Source organism: Paracoccus binzhouensis, assembly GCF_016446475.1.
GTDB lineage: Bacteria > Pseudomonadota > Alphaproteobacteria > Rhodobacterales > Rhodobacteraceae > Paracoccus > Paracoccus binzhouensis.
In genome coordinates this window covers 1-2457 of the sequence record NZ_JAEHFP010000237.1, presented here as the reverse complement: position 1 = coordinate 2457, position 2457 = coordinate 1, and the positions used below count along the sequence as shown (strand labels likewise).

The following is a 2457-nucleotide window of genomic DNA, read 5'->3' as shown; positions in this document are numbered from 1 at the left end:
TACGACAAAACCGCAGACAGTTTCCTCGGCTTCATCGACATCGCCTGCATCAGGCTCTGGCTTCGCCATTTGTCAACATGACCTAGAAAAGCGCGGCGATTCGCCGGGCTTCCTCGGCCAGCCCGTAAGGCGGGTTCAGCACGACCATGCCCGAGCCGACCATGCCATGGCCGGGCCGCGCCGGCGGGAAGCCCACCTCCGAGGCCAGCGCCTCGGGATGGTCCCGGCGCAGCGCCTCGACCATGGGCGCATGGCGGCTGTCGGTCAGGATCGGATACCACAGCGCAATGACGCCGACGTTCCACTTGCGCGCCAGCTTGGCGATGTGGCGCGGGATGGCGTCGTAATCGGCCTTGACCTCATAGCTCGGGTCGATCAGCAGCAGGCCGCGGCGCGGCATCGGCGGGCAAAGCGCCTGCACCATCTGGAATCCGTCCTGCCGGTGCAGATGCGCGAAGCCGGCAACCTGCGCCAGCGCCTCGTGCTCGGCCGGGTGCAGCTCGGCCAGATGCGCCACGTCGCCCGGTCGCAGGAAATGCCGCGCGATCAGCGGCGAGCCGGGATAGGCGGTCGCGCCATGGCGGTCGCGCACCGCGTCGAGCGCCAGCCGCAGCGGGTGATCTCCGGGCAACCAGTTCTTGGCAAGCGCACGGGTGATGCCGGCCGCCGCCTCGCCGGTCTTTTCTGCCTCGGGCGCCGCCAGGTCGTAGAGGCCGCGCCCGGCATGGGTTTCCAGATAGGACAGCGGCTTCGGCTTGGCGGTCAGATAGGCCAGAATCCAGGCCAGCAGCGCGTGCTTGTGCAGGTCGGCCAGGTTCCCGGCGTGATAGGCGTGCTGATAGGACAACATGCCCAGCGATTAACCCGATGGCCCGGAAATGAAAAGCGGCGGCGCCCAGGGAGGAGGAGGGGGCGCCGCCGCACAACGCTGGCCCAGGGAGGAGGAGGGGCCGCGTATGGGGTGCGGCAATGGCAGGGAGGAGGGAGCCATCACCGCGTGTCGACGATCCCGGGGAGGAGGAGAGGGACCGTCGCATCTTGTCCCGCCTTGCGGCGGTATTCCTTGGCGGCACCTTCCTTGGCGGCACCCTCAGGGAGGAGGAGGGAGGGTGCCGCCTGAACCGGGAAGCCCAGGGAGGAGGAGGGGCTTCGCCGTATCGTTTGGCGGCGCCTCCGGGAGGAGGAGGGAGGCGGCCGCCGGAACCGCGAGACCCAGGGAGGAGGAGGGATCTCGCCGTATGGGGTGCGGCAATGGCAGGGAGGGGGAGGCCATCACCGCGTGTCGACGATCCCGGGGAGGAGGAGAGGGACCGTCGCATCTTGTCCCGCCTTGCGGCGGTATTCCTTGGCGGCACCCTCAGGGAGGAGGAGGGAGGGTGCCGCCTGAACCGGGAAGCCCAGGGAGGAGGAGGGGCTTCGCCGTATCGTTTTGGCGGCGCCTCCGGGAGGAGGAGGGAGGCGGCCGCCGGAACCGCGAGACCCAGGGAGGAGGAGGGGGTCTCGCCGTATCTGGTCGGCGGCATCCTCAGGGAGGAGGAGGGAGGATGCCGCCTGAACCCGGACCCAAGGGAGGAGGAGTGGGTCGGGTGTTCTATGCCTTACTTGGACCCCCAGGCGGCCTCATAGGCCACGCTGCGGATGCTGCCGCGGTTCAGGCCCAGATCGGCCAGGTCGCGGTTCGAAAGCTCGCCCAGTTCGCGCAGGGTCTGACGATAGACCGCGCGGCGGGCCATGTTCTCACGGATATTGGCCACGAACTTCGCGATCCCGCCATTGCCGGCGACGTGGTTGCGGTGCATACCGCCATGGATCAGGTCGAGGACAGCCATTTCATACACTCTTTCGTCTTGCGGATGGCGCGGCGGGCGCTGCGTTTTCTGCCTGCCGTGCTGTTAGGGCGAACATGGGCCTTTTTCTGCGATTGCACAACGGCCGAAGGCGACATGCTGCTATGCAGAAACGGCATGGCTGTTTCGGGAAGGCCGTTACAAATCGTTAATATTCCGCGAAATTTTCTGTCCCTGCCTGGGCGGCTCCGGTCATTTCCTATCTGTTCGGTCGTATTTTACGCGGGGTCACAGCCACTTAAGCGGGCTCGCCCCCGCGCTCGCTTGCCGTTCCCGGCGCAAATTGCCATGCTGCCGCCGCTGCAATTCGGGGGAAGCCATGGCGATTTCACGGGAACGTGTGCTTGAGGAACTGGCGCGGATCGCGGTCCCGGGGGGCGGAACCCTGGTTTCGCGCGACCTGGTGCGGGCGCTGGCGGTGGAATCGGGGGTGATCCGATTCGTCATCGAGGCCGAGGATGCCGCCACCGCCCGCGCGCTCGGCCCGGTCGAGGCCGAGGCGCAGCGCCTGCTGTCCGCCCTGCCGGGGGTCGAAAAGGTGCAGATCGTCACCACCGCCCCCGCGGCGCCGCGCGGCGCCGCGCCCTCGCAGGTCGCGGCGCGTTCGGGC

Annotated in this window: 4 protein-coding genes and 1 pseudogene; 3 read left to right on the top strand and 2 right to left on the bottom strand. The window is 68.0% G+C overall.

Going from position 1 to position 2457, the window contains the following annotated elements; translation table 11 throughout:
• Positions 1-81: pseudogene (locus tag I9P22_RS24190) on the top strand (IS5/IS1182 family transposase); the annotation flags it as partial.
• 1 nt (position 82) lies between these two features.
• Here I9P22_RS24190 and I9P22_RS24185 read toward each other — a convergent pair.
• Positions 83-850 carry a 23S rRNA (adenine(2030)-N(6))-methyltransferase RlmJ gene (locus I9P22_RS24185; RefSeq protein WP_199262769.1) on the bottom strand — a complete coding sequence of 256 codons (768 nt, stop codon included), beginning with the start codon at positions 848-850 and terminating at the stop codon, positions 83-85.
• Positions 851-969: 119 nt separating this feature from the next.
• Here I9P22_RS24185 and I9P22_RS24180 point away from each other — a divergent pair, with 119 nt between their 5' ends.
• On the top strand, positions 970-1626 hold the full coding sequence (locus tag I9P22_RS24180) for a hypothetical protein (RefSeq protein ID WP_199262767.1): 657 nt from the start codon (positions 970-972) through the stop codon (positions 1624-1626).
• On the opposite strand, the gene I9P22_RS24175 is transcribed toward I9P22_RS24180, so the two are convergent.
• The gene (locus I9P22_RS24175) at positions 1599-1829 is read right to left on the bottom strand and encodes a DUF1127 domain-containing protein (RefSeq protein WP_199262765.1); all 231 of its coding nucleotides are present in this window, start codon (positions 1827-1829) and stop codon (positions 1599-1601) included. The two genes, I9P22_RS24180 and I9P22_RS24175, sit on opposite strands and share 28 nt — an antisense overlap.
• A gap of 337 nt (positions 1830-2166) precedes the next feature.
• Between I9P22_RS24175 and I9P22_RS24170 the strand changes: the two genes are divergently transcribed.
• On the top strand, positions 2167-2457 hold a 291-nt coding region (locus I9P22_RS24170; RefSeq protein ID WP_199262763.1), incomplete at its 3' end, for an iron-sulfur cluster assembly protein.

Excerpts from the sequence above, each read along its gene's own strand:
- I9P22_RS24180 (WP_199262767.1), top strand. The coding sequence starts at position 970 with ATGGCAGGGAGGAGGGAGCCATCACCGCGTGTCGACGATCCCGGGGAG.
- I9P22_RS24175 (WP_199262765.1), bottom strand. The coding sequence starts at position 1,829 with ATGGCTGTCCTCGACCTGATCCATGGCGGTATGCACCGCAACCACGTC.
- I9P22_RS24185 (WP_199262769.1), bottom strand. The coding sequence starts at position 850 with ATGTTGTCCTATCAGCACGCCTATCACGCCGGGAACCTGGCCGACCTG.